The following is a 13,532-nucleotide window of genomic DNA, read 5'->3' as shown; positions in this document are numbered from 1 at the left end:
TAGCAAGAACATCTTCGCATGGCTTCCTACGATGCTTTTTTCACGAGGAAACGAAAGAAGCGATAGCCATGAACAAACGCCGCCTCGGGCTGCTCACCGGCACCCATGCCGTCAACGACCTCTACCAGGGCCTCGTGCCTGCCCTGCTGCCGCTCATGGTGCTGGAGCGCGGCTACAGCTACACCGCGGTGGCCGGACTGATGCTGGCGGGCACCGGCCTGTCGAGCGTGGTGCAGCCGCTGTTCGGCCTGTATGCCGACCGCCATCCGCGCAGCTGGCTCGTGCCCACCGGCTTCCTGGTGGCGGCGCTGGGCATCGTGCTGGCGGGGCTGAGCCGGGACTACCTGCTGACCTGGATCGCCATCGCCCTGTGCGGGCTGGGCATCGCGGCCTACCACCCGCCGGCCACGGTGGCGGCGCGCGCGGCCGGCGGCACGTCGCAGAAGGCCATGAGCGTGTTCTCGGTGGGCGGCACCATCGGCGCGTCGTTCGCACCGGTGCTGGCCGCCACGGCGGTCGGCGGCGGCAGCCTGTCGCGCAGTTACCTGCTCGGGTTGCCCGCGCTGGCGATGGGCGCGATCTGGCTGCTCGCCAATACCGGCACTTCGGGGAACGCCGCGGCCGCGGCATCGGCCGCGGCGCGCAGGGCCGGCGCCCACATGCCCAAGCCGCACAACGACTGGCGCGCCTTCGGCTGGCTGGTGGCGACCATCGTGGGCTGGTCGATCCCATACGTCACGGTGCTGTCGATGCTGTCGCTGCGCATCACGCGCGACCTGCACGGCACGGCGTTCCAGGGCGCCGCGGCGCTCACGGCCTTCACCGCCGCGGGCGCGGTGGGCACGCTGCTGGGCGGATGGCTCGGCGACCGCATCGGGCGCATGGGCACCATCCGTACGGGCTACCTGTTCGCCTTGCCATCGATGGCGGGCATCGTGCTGGCGCCGTCGCCGGCCTGGGCGCTGGCCTGCACCGCGCTGCTCGGCACGAGCATGTTCCTGCCGTTCGCCGCGCAGGTCACCCTCGCGCAGGACTATCTGCCGCGCAACCCGGCGACGGCCAGCGGCATCACGCTCGGCCTGGCGCTGTCGGTGGGCGGGCTGGTTTCGCCGCTCTTCGGCATGCTGTCGGACGCGCGCGGCCTCGGCTTCACGTTCACGGCGGTGCTGTGCGTGCTGTGCGCGGCCACCGTGCTGGCGCTGCGGCTGCGCAACCGGACGATGCAGCCCCCGCCCGCGGAAACGGCAGGCACCGAAGCCGCCGCCTGAGCCTGCCCGGCGCACGTTCTTTGCCAGAATCGGCGTCGGGCCGCGGCCTGACGACAACCGGCAAGGAGGGGGACAACGCCATGAACCGACTGCTGACATGCCTGCTGGGCACCGGCCTGGCGGCGACTGCTGCGCTCGCGGCTCCGGCCACGCCGGCCCCTGCACCTGCCGCATCCGAGTTTCCACCGTCGAACCCCGCCGAGGCCATCGCCGAAGTCGAGGCCGTCGTGCGCGCCTGGGCTGCGGCGTGGTCGGCCCGTGACGTGCCGCGCTACCTCTCTGCGTACGCGCCCGAGTTCACGCCGGCGCGCGGCCAGGATCGCCTCGCCTGGGAGACCGACCGGCGCGCACGCATCGCCGGCAAGTCGGCCATCCGCGTGGACATCGAGAAACTCGTCATCAGCATTCGCGGCCCGTCCGCAAGCGCCACCTTCTGGCAGGTCTACAGCGCCGACAAGCTGAGCGAAAGAAGCCGCAAGACGCTCGAGTTGCAGCGCGTGGGCAACCGCTGGCTCATCCGCAGGGAAAGCGCGGGCGGCTGATCGGGTGTCTTCGGAATCCGGTCGCCTCCACCGGTCGAGTCCGCAGGCAGGACCGGAAGTGCCCGTGCACGCACAACGCCTATGCTCGGAACTCGAGCACCACATGCCTTCGCGGCAGCCACCGCGAAAAGATCCCACCACCCATGCAATCGAACGGAACCCTGCGCGGCATCGCCGCAATGCTGCTGGCCTGCGCCTTCTTCGGCTGCATGGACGCGGTGCTCAAGTACCTGTCCGGCCACTATCCGCCAGCGCAGGTGATGGCGCTGCGGGGCCTCACCGCGCTGCCCCTGGTGTGCCTGTACATCGCCTTTCGACGCGAGGCCGCCGGGGTCTTCCACCGCCGGTTGCGCTGGCGCCTGCACCTGCTGCGCACGGTGCTGAACATGACGATGCTCATGCTCTTCGTCTACGGCCTGAGGTCGCTGGGCCTGGCAGAGGCCTACACGCTCACCTTCATCGCACCGCTGCTGATGGTGCTCATCGCCGTCCCGATGCTGGGCGAGTCGATCCAGCGGCGGCACTGGATCGCGATCGGACTCGGCTTCGCCGGCGTGGTGGTCGCGCTGCGGCCGGAGCGGGGAGCGTTCCTCTCGATGGGCGCCGTGGCGATCCTGGTGGCCGCGGTCTGCTACGCGCTGTCGAACATGCTGGGCCGGCTGGTGAGCCGCACCGAATCGAGCGCCGCGCTGGTCTTCTGGACAACGGCCGGCATGGCCGTGGCCGGCACGCTGCTGTCGCTGCCGAACTGGGTGGCCATCCTGCCACAGCACGGCTGGGCGCTCGCTGGGCTGGCCATCAGCGGCTTTCTCGGCCAGATGGCGATTGCCGAGGCATTCCGCCACGGGCAGGCCGCCGCCATCGCACCGTTCGAATACAGCGCCCTCGCCTGGGCGCTGCTGCTGGACTGGCTGTTCTGGCAGGCCACGCCCGATGCATGGACGCTGGGCGGCGGCGCGCTGATCGTCGCGAGCGGCCTGTGGCTCGCGCGCAGCGAAGCGCCCCGATCTGCACAGCGGGAGCGGCAAGCGACCTGATCGACGGCAGCACGTTGCCGTTCCACGGACCTGCGATGCAGGCAGGGAGCTTCAGGCTTCCCCGGTCGGAGCCGCACCGGAGAACATCGGGCCGATCAGGGTGGCGTTGCGCCTGCCGGTCTTGCGTGAAAGCGCCAACGCCACCGGCCCGCTACCAGCTCGCTTGCGGATCCGACATCGAGGCCGGGACATCGCGGCGGACGGCTTCCCACATTTCGACGCGGTTGCGGCCGGCGCCCTTGCCCTGGTAGAGCGCCGCGTCGGCCTCCTTCATCGCGCTTTCCAGCGCGTCCTCGCCTGTGAAGGCGCGAGAGATCCCGATCGTTGCAGTGCAATGCAGCGGGCCGTCGACACCGTCGACGAAGATCGCGGTGTTCTCGATGGCCGAGCGCAGGCGCTCCGCCAGGTGCGCGACCTCCCGGGCGTCGGCGTTCATGCAGATGACGGCAAATTCCTCTCCGCCGGTTCTGACGGTCAGATCGCTTCCTCGCACATGGGTCCGCAACACGTCCGCCACGCGGCACAGTGCCTGATCCCCCGCCTGGTGACCGTGGTTGTCGTTGATGCGCTTGAAGTGATCCACGTCGACCATCACCAGAAAGGCCGGTTCGGCCTTGCGGAAGCTGAAGTGCCTTTGCAGAGCCTCCGTGAGTCCGCGGCGATTGAGCAACTTCGTGAGGGGATCGCGCGCTGCAACGTTGCGCAACTCGTCGGTCAACCGGCGCAACACCAGCCAGACGATCGCAGGCGGCAGCACCGTGGCCAGGAACGACATGTAGACGTAGAACACGATCTGGAAGCCGCCGCTCATGCGCAGCGCATCCAGCCCGGTGCCCACGATATTCACGAACTTGATCGCATTGAGGATGCAGATGCCGCTGATGAGCACTGCGAAAAATATCATCTCGCCGTACAGGTCCCTGGCGAACGTGAGCACGCCGTAGATCACGGTCGCTGTCATGGCCAGGAACAGCAGCGCCATCATGGCCGAGAGCAAGGCGTAGCGGGCCACCGAGCCGAAGCCCCATTGCACCAGCACCTGCACCGCGATGTAGGCTCCGGCGACTGCAAGCAGCGGGCGCCAGAACGGGACCGACCGGCCGAAGAAACGCATGGCGCCCAGCCAGTACGCCACCGGTGCGGCGAGCGTGAGCGTGTGACCGATGACGCTCATCAGGCTCCAGGCCGGACCTCCTTCGGCCGACTGCAGCGCATAGGCCAGCCCCAGCATCAGGTTGCCCGTCGCGAAAAGATCCATCCCCATCTTGCTGCCGTGCAGGCGCCTGCCGATGAGAAAGAACATCGCCGAAAAGCACAGGAGGTGTGCGCAAAGCATGCCGACGAGAATGGTTGCGACCATGGCGAAGCCTGAGGGGATGAGGCGAGAGGACTGGCAAGCGCGGCCAGGCGGCATTGAACTGGCGCAGACCGGAAAGTCCGCTCAGGCCCTGCTGGAGAGCGGTTCAACGCAGCGACCGCTTCTGGCCGACCGGCGAAGTCTAGTTCAACGCTTTCGGAAAGATGGGGCCGACGAGCGGCCGGCTCTCACTCGCCATAGTCCGCGATCGGCTCCTGCGTGCCGTCCGGTTTCCAGAAACGCCAGGCTCCGACTTGCCGGCCTGCGCTGTAGCGGCCTTCGGCGGCAGGCTGCCCATTCGGATGGAGGTCGCGCCAGGGCCCGTCCTCCTTGCCATCGACGTACTGCCCCTCGGATGCCACCGTGCCGTTCTCGTGGTACGCGACGAAGAGACCGTGCCGGATCCATCGCGTCCTGTCGGGTGCCATCACCCGCGCATAGCGGAACCTGATGGCTCCCGATTCGTAGGGAATCTCGGCGATGTTGAGCTCAGCGTCGATGGGCATGCTTGGCTGGTGGTGGGAACGTAAGGTGGGTCGACTGTAAGCCGTCCAGGACATGACCGCGCTCGCGCCGCAGGACGGCCCCCTGGCTGCGCTCTCAGCCATGGCAGCCTCCGTCGGAAGAATCTGTATTCGGGCCGCGGGTCGCCGATTCGCCGGAACGAATCGGCCGCCATGGGTGCCGGCGAGCGCAGCGTCCTTGTAAGTCGAATGGTTCACGAAGATGTCACCGGTTGCAACGATGCTTCAGCCCTCGAACTCCCCAAGGCTGTGGCTGTCATGCTTCCCACCAAGACCGACAAGGCGCGCGACGAACTGCAGGGCCGTCAGCGCACGCTGAGCCAGCGCGAGCGTGCGCTGCTGCTGATGGCCGACGGCCGGCGCTCGCTCACCGACTTCAGTCCGCTGTTCTCCACCCGGGACGAGGCAGAGCAGGTGCTGATGGCCCTGGTGCAGCGCGGCTATCTCGAAGATCCGCATGCCGCCGCCGCGAGCGCTGCGGCCGATGCTGCGCAGGCACAGGACGAAACGGCGCCGCCGGCCGAGGCGATCCAGGTCAGCACCGCCGCCGACAGCTTCGACGGCAAGCGCTCGCTGGCCACCACGCGCATGTTCCTTTTCGACATGTGCGAACGCATGTTCGTGCGCCGAGACCCGAAGTTCGCGCTGCAGATGCGCGACGCCCTGCGCGAGGCGCGTGACCGCGAGGCGATGCTGACCATCGCCGCGCTGATGCTCAGCGAAGTCGAGAAGACCGCCGGGCCGGAACGCGCCGAATCGCTGCGCGAACGCATCGACCGCCTGCTCCCGCTGGCCGAAATCGTTCATTGAGGCAAGACCGGGTCCGCGCGATCCACTACACTCGCCCGGGTCAGGAGAGAGCCCCGCGTGCCGGGGCCGCCGAAGGCGCAGGGACTTCCCGAACGCTCAGGCAAAAGGACTGACGAGGCGCCGGCATTCACCGGCGTTTCCTTGCTGGAGAGAGGCCGCCGCACCCGACACGGTGCACCGGCCCACCGAAGGAGCAAACCCCGATCGTGGGGCGAATCTCTCAGGTAAAGCGGACAGCAGGGGTGGCCCATGGCTTGCGTCATGGATTTCGTCTGCCCCTTTTGCCCCAGGAGAGCCCCGTGGCTTCCTCTTCCTCCCCAGCCTCCGACGCCCTTCTCAAGACGCCGCTGTACGGCCTCCACGTGGAACTCGGCGCCCGCATGGTGCCCTTCGCGGGCTACGCGATGCCGGTCCAGTACCCGGCCGGCCTCATGGCCGAACACAAGCACACGCGCGACGCGGCCGGCCTTTTCGACATCTCCCACATGGGCCAGTTGCGCCTGGTCGGCCCCGACGCCGCGGCCGCTTTCGAGACCCTGATGCCGGTCGACGTGATCGACCTGCCCGCCGGCAAGCAGCGCTACGGCCTGCTGCTGAACGACGAGGGCGGCATCCTCGACGACCTGATGTTCTTCAACGAGGGCAACGGCTCGATCTTCGTGATCGTCAACGGCGCCTGCAAGGTCGCGGACATCGCGCACATCCAGCAGAAGATCGGCGCACGCTGCGAGGTGCAGCCCCTGCCCGACCATGCCCTGCTGGCCCTGCAGGGCCCGCAGGCCGCCGCCACGCTGGCGCGGCTGTCGCCCGGCATCGAGCGCTTCGTGTTCATGACCGGCGGTGCGGTGCAGATCGGCGGCATTCCCGCCTTCGTCACCCGCAGCGGCTACACCGGCGAGGACGGGTTCGAGATCTCGGTGGCCGCCGCGAACGCCGAGCCGCTGGCCCGCCTGCTGCTGGCCCAGCCCGAGGTGAAGCCCGTGGGCCTCGGCGCGCGCAATTCGCTGCGCCTGGAAGCCGGCCTGTGCCTGTACGGCAACGACATCGACACCACCACCACGCCGGTCGAGGCCTCGCTCAACTGGGCAATGCAGAAGGTGCGCCGCACTGGCGGGGCGCGCGCAGGCGGCTTTCCCGGCGCCGACCGGATCCTGGCGCAGCTTGCCGCCGCCACCGCGGGCGCGGCCGGCCACACCGACCACGACACCCTCAAGCGCAAGCGCGTGGGCCTCGTCGCCCTCGAGCGCGTGCCGGTGCGCGACGGCACGGTGCTGCAGTCGTTCGAAGGCCAGGACATCGGCATCGTCACCAGCGGCCTGCTCGGCCCGACGGCCGACCGCTGCATCGCCATGGGTTACCTGGCCACGGCGTTCTCGGAGCCCGGCACGCGCGTGCAGGCCATCGTGCGCGGAAAGCCGGTGCCGATGGAGGTCTCGACCATGCCTTTCGTGCCGACACGCTACTACCGCGGCTGATCCACGCGGCTGCACCCCAAGCCCCGTCCGCCCGGCTAGGCTCTGCACCCCGAAACATTTTTTCCACGAGGAGTTTTTCCATGAGCATCAAGTACACCAAGGACCACGAATGGGTGTCGGCCGAGGGCGACGCAGCCACCGTCGGCATCACCGTGCACGCGCAGGATGCGCTGGGCGACGTGGTGTTCGTCGACCTGCCCGAAGTGGGCAAGACCTTCGCGCAGGGCGAAGTCGCCGGCGTCGTCGAATCGGTCAAGGCCGCCGCGGACGTGTTCATGCCCGTCTCGGGCGAGATCACCGAAGTGAACGAAGCCCTGCGCGCCGACCCGTCGCTGGCCAACAGCGACCCGCTGGCCAGCGGCTGGTTCTTCAAGGTCAAGCTGAGCGAGCCCGCGCAGCTCGACGCCCTGCTGGACGCCGCCAGCTACGACAAGTTCGCCGCCGAATCCTGAACATGACTGCCCCCGGCGCGCCCGCCGGTGCGCCTGGAGCGGCCCGGCGGCCACCGCCGAGCCTTTCTTCCTTTTTCGCTGATCCATCACGCCATGCCGACGCCCGCCCTTCCCTCCCTGCACGAACTCGAGAACGCCGAAGAATTCCTCGCACGCCACATCGGCATCGATGCGGCGGACGAGGCGCGCATGCTGCCGGTGATCGGATCGGCGACGCGCGCCGAACTCATCGACGGCATCGTGCCCACGGCCATTCGCCGCGACAAGCCGATGCGGCTGCCCGCGCCGGTGACCGAGGCGGACGCGCTGGCCGAGCTGAAGGCGATGGCGTCGAAGAACAAGGTGTTCCGCAACTTCATCGGCCAGGGCTACTACGGCACCCACACGCCGGGCGTGATCCTGCGCAACATCCTCGAAAACCCCGCCTGGTACACGGCCTACACGCCCTACCAGGCCGAGATCTCGCAGGGCCGCATGGAAGCCCTGCTCAATTTCCAGACGATGGTGTGCGACCTCACGGGCATGGCGATCGCCAACGCGTCGATGCTCGACGAAGCCACTGCCGCGGCGGAGGCCATGACGCTGGCCAAGCGCAGCGTGAAGAGCAAGAGCAACGTGTTCCTGGTGTCGGGCGACTGCCATCCGCAGACCATCGAAGTGATCAAGACGCGCGCCGCGCCGCTGGGCATCGAGGTCAAGGTGAGCACCGTGTCGGAAACGCTGCCGCACCTGATGGTGAGCGGCGAGTTCTTCGGCGTGCTCGCGCAATACCCCGCCACCACCGGCCACGTGCACGACCTGCGCCCGCTCGCCGGCCATGCGCACCAGTGCGACGCCGCCCTCATCGTGGCGGCCGACCTGCTGGCGCTCACGCTGCTGGTCTCGCCCGGCGAGTTCGACGCCGACATCGTCTGCGGCACCACGCAACGGTTCGGCATGCCGCTGTGCAACGGCGGCCCGCACGCCGCCTACCTGGCCTGCCGCGATTCGTTCAAGCGCTCGCTGCCGGGCCGCCTGGTCGGCGTGAGCGTCGACACGCACGGCCAGCCGGCCTACCGCCTCGCGCTGCAGACGCGCGAGCAGCACATCCGCCGCGAGAAGGCGACCTCGAACATCTGCACCGCACAGGTACTGCCGGCGGTGGTGGCCAGCATGTACGCCGTGTACCACGGGCCGGACGGACTCGTGCGCATCGCGCAGCGCGTGGCCGCGCTCACCGCCATCCTGTCGAAGGGCCTGTCGCAGATGGGCCGCGAGCCGGTCAACACCACGGCTTTCGACTCGCTGACCATCCGCACCGGCGACGACACCGCCGCGATCATCGAACGTGCGCAGGCCGGCGGCGTCAACCTGCGCCAGCGGCTGCAGCAGCACCTGGGCATCTCGCTCGACGAGACCACGACGCGCGCCGACATCGAAACCCTGTGGGCGCTGTTCGTGCCCGCCGGCACCGCGATGCCGCGCTTCGACGACCTGGCCGCGGACACCACGCCGCTCATTCCCGAAGACCTGCGCCGCGCCAGCGCCTTCCTCTCGCACCCGGTGTTCAACACCCACAAGAGCGAGACCGCGATGCTGCGCTACATCCGCAGCCTGTCGGACAAGGACCTCGCGCTCGACCGCAGCATGATTCCGCTGGGCAGCTGCACCATGAAGCTCAACGCGACCAGCGAGATGATTCCGATCACCTGGCCGGAGTTCGCCAACATCCATCCCTTCGCACCCGCCGACCAGCAGCAGGGCTATGCCCAGCTCGATGCGCAACTGCGCGCCTGGCTGTGCGAAGCCACCGGCTACGCCGGCATCAGCCTGCAGCCCAACGCCGGCTCGCAGGGCGAATACGCGGGCCTGCTCGCCATCAAGTCCTTCCACGAGGCCAAGGGCCAGGGCCATCGCAACATCTGCCTGATTCCCTCGTCCGCGCACGGCACCAACCCCGCCAGCGCGCAGATGGTCGGCATGCAGGTGGTGGTGACGGCCTGCGACACGCAGGGCAACGTCGACATGGACGACCTGAAGCGCGCGTGCGAGAAGCACAGCGACAGGCTGGCCGCGGTGATGATCACCTATCCCAGCACGCACGGTGTGTTCGAGACGCGCGTGAAGGAACTCTGCGAGCTCGTGCACGAGCACGGCGGGCGCGTGTACGTCGATGGCGCCAACATGAACGCACTGGTCGGCGTGGCGGCACCGGGCGAATTCGGCGGCGACGTGAGCCACCTGAACCTGCACAAGACCTTCTGCATTCCGCACGGCGGCGGCGGCCCCGGCGTGGGGCCGGTGTGCGTGGTCGAAGACCTCGTGCCATACCTGCCGGGCCATGCCACGGCCGGCGTGCCGTCGCACGGCGTGGGCGCGGTGTCCGCGGCGCCGCTGGGCAACGCGGCGGTGCTGCCGATCAGCTGGATGTACTGCCGCATGATGGGCGCCAAGGGTCTGCAGGCCGCGACCGAGACGGCCATCCTGAGCGCCAACTACATCAGCGCGCGCCTGAAGGACCACTACCCCACGCTGTACGCGAGCCCGAACGGACACGTCGCGCACGAGTGCATCCTGGACCTGCGCCCGCTCAAGGACACCAGCGGCGTCACCGCCGAGGACGTGGCCAAGCGTCTCATCGACTACGGCTTCCACGCGCCCACGCTGAGCTTCCCCGTGCCGGGCACGCTGATGGTCGAGCCGACCGAGAGCGAGCCGCTGGCCGAGCTCGACCGCTTCATCGACGCGATGATCGCCATCCGCGGCGAGATCCGCCGCGTGGAGGAAGGTGTCTGGCCGAAGGACGACAACCCGCTCAAGCATGCGCCGCACACGGCCGCGAGCCTGCTGGGCACCGAGTGGGCCCACCCGTATTCGCGCGAACTCGGCGCCTACCCGCTGGCCGCGCTGAAGAACGCGAAGTACTGGCCGCCCATCGGCCGCGTCGACAACGTCTACGGCGACCGCAACCTGTTCTGCAGCTGCGTGCCCGTGGGCGACTACAAGGAGGCCGAAGAGGCCTGAGCCCCGATGGCAGCCGGCGCCGGAAGCGGCCGGGCCGGCCGCGGCCCGCTAGGGCTGCTTCTTCTTCGCCACGTCTCCCGTGGCGATCTGCTGGCGCAGCCCGCGCAGGCTGGCCTTCACCTTGCGCTCGTTCTCCGGTCCCATGCGTACCATGATCTTCTGGCCGGAAGATAGCGACTCGAGCTGCGGATCGACGTACTCGTAGCGCACCCACGGCCGCTGCGACGGGATATCGCCCTTCACCTCGACCAGCTTCACCTGCACCGGACCCTTGGGCTCCGGTGCCTGCAGCAGGTGGTCGATCACCGCGATCAGCCGGTCGTTGAAGTAGCGGCCCGGATAGCCCAGCTCCTCGTAGGCCTGCTGGAACAGCGGATAGAGCTTCGCGTACACCGCCGCCGCCTTGGCCGGATCGATCGACTCGGCCAGCAGCACGATGCCGTTGTAGCGGGCGGCATTGTTCGGCGAGATGGCCTGCGCCTCGCCCTGCCCTTCGGTGATGAAACGCTGGCCGGTGGGCTGCACCGGCCAGGTATTGGCCGGCGCCTGCTCGCGCGCGAGGTTGTCCACCGTGGCGACGAAGCGGTGCACGATGCCGTCGGAGCGCAGGAAGGCCTCGGCGTTCTTTGCGCCGAGCAGCTCGGCCAGCGCCTTCATCACGCGCGAGTCGGAGTCGGCGAGCCTGGGCAGTGCGGCGTCCGGCGGCGCAAGCGCATCGACCGGGTTCTGCGGCCCTGTGGGCTGCGCCGCGACGGGCGGCGGTGGCGCCGGCGCATCGTTGGGTGCGGCGGCAACCGGCGCGGGTTCCACGGGCTTCTGCTGTTGCTGCTGGTACCAGCGCCAACCGAAGAACGCGGCCGCGAGCAGCACCAGCAGCGCGACAACGATGGCGCCCACGGGCGTCTCGCGGCGGGGTCTGAATTCGGGGGTGTCGCGGGTGTCGCTGTCGGACATGAAGGCGGTTTCCTTGTGAGGGAATGACAGGGGAGGCGAAAGGCGATGGTGCACCAATTCGGGGTGCACCTCGCCATGTCGTCGTAACGCCCTGTGACGCGCCCGCCGCGCGGAAGTTCAGTCGGCCGGTGCAGTGGCGGCACGCGCCGGCGGCTCGGCCCGGTTCTTCGCTTCATCGAGTTCGCAGGCCAGTCGCGGAATCGAGTGGGCGCCGACGATGTTCCAGGAGGTCCCGACGCTGTAGAACAGCGCGTAGCGCACGCTGCGGATCTTCGGCGCATTGGCGGCCGGCGGCACGACGAAACTGGTGATGGAGCGCACGAATGCGAGCACCTCGCCGCGTTCGTAGATGCGGTCGATCTCGAGCCGGCTGGCATTGGGCTCCCGCACCGTTTCGTCCACGCTGTAGTAGCCGGTCACCGGTGACGGGTCGAATGCATACACGCGCTCGACGCGCGGCACATCGGCATCGGCCGGCAGCGCATACGCGAACTGCTGCGCGAGGCCACCGCCCAGCGAGTGGCCCGTGGCATAGAGCTTCACGCCCCCGCCGCTTCCTTGCAGATGGGCGTTGCGCGGGTCGGCCGCGCGCGCCTTGTACCTGGCAACGAAGGCCTTCACGAAATCCTTCTGGATCATCGTGTACTCGTCCTCGCGTTCCGGCAGGAACCAGCGGATGTTGGACAACCAGTCGGACGCATTGGTGAACACCGTGCCGCCGAACGCGACCACGACCCGGCGCGTGGACGGGTGCTCCCAGACCTCGACACGCAGGTGCGCCTTGTTCAGGCGACGGGCAAGGTCGCCGTCCTGCGGGCCCGGGAAGTCCCTCCAGGGTTGCCACTGCGCATTGCTCAGCACGTCATCGGGGTTCGGACAGGTGCGCTCCACCTTCAGGCCCTGCACGCCGGCCGATCCGCTTTGCAGCCGGGACGGCTCGGGCGCGACGCCGGTGGCCTCGATGTAGTGGGCGTTGTAGGCGCGTGCGCTGAGCCACGCGAACTCCCAGTGCTTGCGGGCTTCGACACCCACATCGACCGAGTGGCCGAGCACGCGTTCGCCCGGCTCACGCGACAGCGCGACTTCCTGCGATTGCGTCAGGCTGACGCAGCCGTGCAGCAGGCACAGCACCAGTGCGCCGGCGCCCGCGCAGAGCAATCGCCGCACGATGGAAGGAGCCGGCCGGCTCCCGCCCGATTTCCGAGATGGCATTCCGATCTCCCGATTCCAGCCGCAATCCGGCCGGGCGCAGGCTATCGCACGGAATGGCAGTCTTCATCCCTCTTTCATGTGAGCCGTTCGGCCCGCAGGCTGCGCCGCGTGCACCCGGCCCGTTTCCGACCCGACCGCCACGGCCAACGACGGCCGGATGCGCGACACGAGGACGAAGGTCAGGGCGAACCCGGCTGCACGCTGAGCGATTGCAGCCAGGCCACCGTGGCCTGCAGTTCGGCCGGGCGGATCTCGTGCGCGCCCGGAAAATCGGTGCCCGATAGCGCGATCGGCAAGGTGCGCGCCAGGTCGCGCGTGATCTGTGCGGCACTCGGCGGGATCACGTTGTCGGCGGTGCCGTGGCTCACCCACAGCGCCTTGCCCTCGAACGCCTCGGCCGGCGCCACCAGCGGCACCACCTGCGACAGCAGGCGGCTGTGCCACACCATCGCGGCACGCACGCTCTCGGGCTTGGTGAGCAACTGCGACAGCGACATGATGCCGCCCTGGCTGAAGCCGCCGACCACCACGCGCTCGGCCGGCACGCCGAGCTGCTTCGAGGCCGAGGCGATCATCTCGCCCACGAGGAAGCGGCTCTCGCGCTCCTGCTCCTCGTTGATCTGGCGGCTTCCGTCCGGCAGCACCTGGAACTCGAACCAGGCGTACGCATCGGGCGACAGCACGTAGGGCGCGCGCAGGCTCAGCACATGGAAGTGGGGCGGCATCGTGCGCGCCAGGCCGAACAGGTCCTGCTCGTTGCTTCCCACGCCGTGCATGAGCACCAGCAGCCAGGGCTCGCGCGCGGTGGGCTGGGCGGCATGCGAGAGGAACTTGAGGGGCAGGTGAAGTTGGATCATGGTTCAGGCGTGCTGGGTAGACTGGAACGAATCGAGATCGA

12 protein-coding genes and 2 riboswitches are annotated in these 13,532 nt (G+C 68.8%); of the genes, 7 read left to right on the top strand and 5 right to left on the bottom strand.

All coding sequences use genetic code 11. The features are described 5' to 3' along the window. Positions 1-68: 68 nt before the first annotated feature. The 3 genes from AACL56_RS32530 to AACL56_RS32520 all read left to right on the top strand — a co-directional run bounded on the left by AACL56_RS32530 (position 69) and on the right by AACL56_RS32520 (position 2,847). The gene (locus AACL56_RS32530) at positions 69-1,268 is read left to right on the top strand and encodes an MFS transporter (RefSeq protein ID WP_339094565.1); all 1,200 of its coding nucleotides are present in this window, start codon (positions 69-71) and stop codon (positions 1,266-1,268) included. Between the two features lie 80 nt (positions 1,269-1,348). Further along, entirely contained in the window at positions 1,349-1,810 is a 462-nt protein-coding gene (locus tag AACL56_RS32525) for a L,D-transpeptidase Cds6 family protein (RefSeq protein WP_339094563.1), read from the top strand. A gap of 143 nt (positions 1,811-1,953) precedes the next feature. Beyond that, positions 1,954-2,847, top strand: a complete 894-nt coding sequence (locus AACL56_RS32520; RefSeq protein ID WP_339094562.1) for a DMT family transporter — start codon at positions 1,954-1,956, stop codon at positions 2,845-2,847. A 151-nt stretch (positions 2,848-2,998) separates the two neighbouring features. On the opposite strand, the gene AACL56_RS32515 is transcribed toward AACL56_RS32520, so the two are convergent. Continuing rightward, positions 2,999-4,207: a GGDEF domain-containing protein gene (locus AACL56_RS32515; protein WP_339095311.1), complete on the bottom strand. Its 1,209-nt coding sequence runs from the start codon at positions 4,205-4,207 to the stop codon at positions 2,999-3,001. Positions 4,208-4,392: 185 nt separating this feature from the next. Beyond that, positions 4,393-4,710 carry a hypothetical protein gene (locus AACL56_RS32510; protein ID WP_339094560.1) on the bottom strand — a complete coding sequence of 106 codons (318 nt, stop codon included), beginning with the start codon at positions 4,708-4,710 and terminating at the stop codon, positions 4,393-4,395. Between the two features lie 276 nt (positions 4,711-4,986). On the opposite strand from AACL56_RS32510, the gene AACL56_RS32505 reads away from it, so the two are divergent. From AACL56_RS32505 to gcvP, 4 genes are all read left to right on the top strand, one after another. After that, positions 4,987-5,538, top strand: coding sequence for a hypothetical protein (locus tag AACL56_RS32505; RefSeq protein WP_339094558.1), 552 nt, complete (start codon positions 4,987-4,989; stop codon positions 5,536-5,538). Positions 5,539-5,569: 31 nt separating this feature from the next. Beyond that, positions 5,570-5,660, top strand: a riboswitch (glycine riboswitch). Positions 5,661-5,672: 12 nt separating this feature from the next. Continuing rightward, a riboswitch (glycine riboswitch) is annotated at positions 5,673-5,785 on the top strand. 52 nt (positions 5,786-5,837) lie between these two features. Then, complete coding sequence (gene gcvT, locus AACL56_RS32500; RefSeq protein WP_339094557.1) at positions 5,838-7,013, top strand: glycine cleavage system aminomethyltransferase GcvT; 1,176 nt, start codon at positions 5,838-5,840, stop codon at positions 7,011-7,013. An 80-nt stretch (positions 7,014-7,093) separates the two neighbouring features. Beyond that, positions 7,094-7,465 (top strand): glycine cleavage system protein GcvH, encoded by a 372-nt coding sequence (gcvH, locus tag AACL56_RS32495; RefSeq protein ID WP_176658246.1) that lies wholly within the window; start codon positions 7,094-7,096, stop codon positions 7,463-7,465. Between the two features lie 93 nt (positions 7,466-7,558). After that, positions 7,559-10,468, top strand: coding sequence for an aminomethyl-transferring glycine dehydrogenase (gene gcvP / locus AACL56_RS32490; protein ID WP_339094551.1), 2,910 nt, complete (start codon positions 7,559-7,561; stop codon positions 10,466-10,468). Positions 10,469-10,516: 48 nt separating this feature from the next. On the opposite strand, the gene AACL56_RS32485 is transcribed toward gcvP, so the two are convergent. The 3 genes from AACL56_RS32485 to AACL56_RS32475 all read right to left on the bottom strand — a co-directional run bounded on the left by AACL56_RS32485 (position 10,517) and on the right by AACL56_RS32475 (position 13,491). Continuing rightward, a complete protein-coding gene (locus tag AACL56_RS32485; protein ID WP_339094549.1) occupies positions 10,517-11,422 on the bottom strand; it encodes a DUF3014 domain-containing protein in 906 nt (301 codons plus the stop codon). 117 nt (positions 11,423-11,539) lie between these two features. Continuing rightward, entirely contained in the window at positions 11,540-12,589 is a 1,050-nt protein-coding gene (locus AACL56_RS32480; protein WP_339094547.1) for a lipase family protein, read from the bottom strand. Between the two features lie 224 nt (positions 12,590-12,813). Further along, on the bottom strand, positions 12,814-13,491 hold the full coding sequence (locus AACL56_RS32475; RefSeq protein ID WP_339094545.1) for an alpha/beta hydrolase: 678 nt from the start codon (positions 13,489-13,491) through the stop codon (positions 12,814-12,816). Between the last annotated feature and the right edge of the window lie 41 nt (positions 13,492-13,532).

The sequence above is a fragment of the Variovorax paradoxus genome, from assembly GCF_902712855.1.
Classification (GTDB): Bacteria; Pseudomonadota; Gammaproteobacteria; order Burkholderiales; family Burkholderiaceae_C; genus Variovorax; species Variovorax paradoxus_Q.
Note: the sequence above shows the minus strand (reverse complement) of the source record. Positions and strands in the feature narration are given on the sequence as shown.

What these genes read in the sequence shown, in the direction of transcription:
- AACL56_RS32530 (WP_339094565.1), top strand. Translation starts at nt 69, where the DNA reads ATGAACAAACGCCGCCTCGGGCTGCTCACCGGCACCCATGCCGTCAAC.
- gcvH (WP_176658246.1), top strand. Translation starts at nt 7,094, where the DNA reads ATGAGCATCAAGTACACCAAGGACCACGAATGGGTGTCGGCCGAGGGC.
- AACL56_RS32520 (WP_339094562.1), top strand. Translation starts at nt 1,954, where the DNA reads ATGCAATCGAACGGAACCCTGCGCGGCATCGCCGCAATGCTGCTGGCC.
- gcvP (WP_339094551.1), top strand. Translation starts at nt 7,559, where the DNA reads ATGCCGACGCCCGCCCTTCCCTCCCTGCACGAACTCGAGAACGCCGAA.
- AACL56_RS32485 (WP_339094549.1), bottom strand. Translation starts at nt 11,422, where the DNA reads ATGTCCGACAGCGACACCCGCGACACCCCCGAATTCAGACCCCGCCGC.
- AACL56_RS32505 (WP_339094558.1), top strand. Translation starts at nt 4,987, where the DNA reads ATGCTTCCCACCAAGACCGACAAGGCGCGCGACGAACTGCAGGGCCGT.
- AACL56_RS32475 (WP_339094545.1), bottom strand. Translation starts at nt 13,491, where the DNA reads ATGATCCAACTTCACCTGCCCCTCAAGTTCCTCTCGCATGCCGCCCAG.
- AACL56_RS32515 (WP_339095311.1), bottom strand. Translation starts at nt 4,207, where the DNA reads ATGGTCGCAACCATTCTCGTCGGCATGCTTTGCGCACACCTCCTGTGC.
- AACL56_RS32510 (WP_339094560.1), bottom strand. Translation starts at nt 4,710, where the DNA reads ATGCCCATCGACGCTGAGCTCAACATCGCCGAGATTCCCTACGAATCG.
- AACL56_RS32525 (WP_339094563.1), top strand. Translation starts at nt 1,349, where the DNA reads ATGAACCGACTGCTGACATGCCTGCTGGGCACCGGCCTGGCGGCGACT.